The 1557-nt window shown below is 44.9% G+C and carries 1 protein-coding gene and 1 pseudogene; both read right to left on the reverse strand.

Annotated elements, in window-relative coordinates; genetic code table 11:
- Positions 1 to 253 precede the first annotated feature (253 nt).
- Positions 254 to 1267, reverse strand: coding sequence for a polyphosphate kinase 2 (ppk2, locus tag EI161_RS14310; protein WP_263972279.1), 1014 nt, complete (start codon positions 1265 to 1267; stop codon positions 254 to 256).
- Positions 1268 to 1282: 15 nt separating this feature from the next.
- Positions 1283 to 1506, reverse strand: a pseudogene (locus tag EI161_RS15125) (hypothetical protein); the annotation flags it as partial.
- Positions 1507 to 1557: the final 51 nt, after the last annotated feature.

Below are 1557 nucleotides of genomic sequence, written 5' to 3' on the forward strand. Positions count from 1 at the left end.
GCACAGTCATCATGGGTTAAATGAGTACCGTAAGTTACGGTTTATTAAAGACTTTCTACTATCAAAGTCACTCAAATAGCATGAATTATGTCCATTAGCGACTACCTTCTACTTTTTAGCATGAATTTTGTCCATTACACCTAAATAAACTATATAATGATAAATGTGGAATAAATAATGCCATAAAAAAGCAGCCTTATATTAGCTATAAGGCTGCTTTTTTTACCGAAGAAACAAAAAGTATTATCACGCTTTAATAACGCGGTGGCACATACATATCATCTGGAATAGGCTCGCGATAATACTCATCATCACGCTTGCGATCGGGTAGCTCAACCTCGTCACGTGGCACTTCTTTATAGGGGATTTGTTCGAGTAGATGGGCTATGCAGTTTAGCCTTGCGCGTTTTTTATTGTTGCCCTCAACGACCCACCAAGGCGCTTCAGGTATATGGGTACGCTCAAACATGGTCTCTTTTGCCTTGGTATAATCCTCCCAGCGTCGTCGCGACTGTAAGTCCATCGCAGACAGCTTCCATTGCTTCAGTGGGTCATGAATTCGGCTCATAAAGCGCGAATGCTGCTCATCGTCGGTGATTGAAAACCAGTACTTCACTAAGCGAATACCCGAGCGTACCAACATACGCTCAAACGCAGGTACCGACTGAAAAAACTCCTCGTACTGGGCATCGGTACAAAAGCCCATAACTCGCTCGACGCCCACGCGGTTATACCAGCTACGGTCAAACAACACAATCTCACCAGCGGCTGGTAAATGCGCCACGTAACGCTGAAAGTACCATTGTGACTGTTCGCGCTCGGTAGGCGCAGGTAGGGCAGCCACTCGACAAACACGCGGATTTAAACGCTGGGTGATACGTTTGATAGCGCCGCCTTTGCCTGCAGAATCACGGCCTTCGAATATCACTACAATGCGCTCACCGCGTGCAACCACCCAGTCTTGTAATTTGATGAGTTCTCGCTGAAGCCGTACCAGCTCTTGAAAATACATCTGGCGATCCAGTCTTTCTTTTTCGCTCATCTCTCGACCATCAAAGCGAAAATCACGCACGTAATCGTCTATTTCATTTTCTAGCTCTTCATCATAAGTGTCGATAAGGTCTTCATACATCTTGCGTCGCAGTTCATCGTTAAATAGCTCTTTGTTCATACCTGCTATAAAACTGTCTTGTTCAGGCGGGTTAAACTCATGGCGTTCTTCTGAGGTTAAGGGTTTTGGATCAATGGCCGAGGGTCTGTTACCCATAAAAACTCCTTATAACTATTTTTTGGTTTTTATTGTTTGTCTCCTTACTTTAACATATCTACCCGTAAGGCTAAGCGTTGGCTGCGTTCTATTATTGTGCTGCTTTGACTTCCTCCCCACCCTAAAAGTGAAGGGGATTCCTACTAAAGAAGACGGCCAAGCCCGACCGCGAGAATGTTTTTTGCTCCATTAACGTCCCGTTGATGGGCAGTTTGACAAGAACTGCAAAACCATAATCGGGTAAAAGGGTTGTGTTGCCACAATCCTCTCCCCTAAGAACCGTACATGAA

Origin of the sequence: Psychrobacter sp. FME5 (genome assembly GCF_014861375.1) — a bacterium.
Taxonomy (GTDB): Bacteria; Pseudomonadota; Gammaproteobacteria; order Pseudomonadales; family Moraxellaceae; genus Psychrobacter.

Excerpts from the sequence above, each read along its gene's own strand:
- ppk2 (WP_263972279.1), bottom strand. The coding sequence starts at position 1,267 with ATGGGTAACAGACCCTCGGCCATTGATCCAAAACCCTTAACCTCAGAA.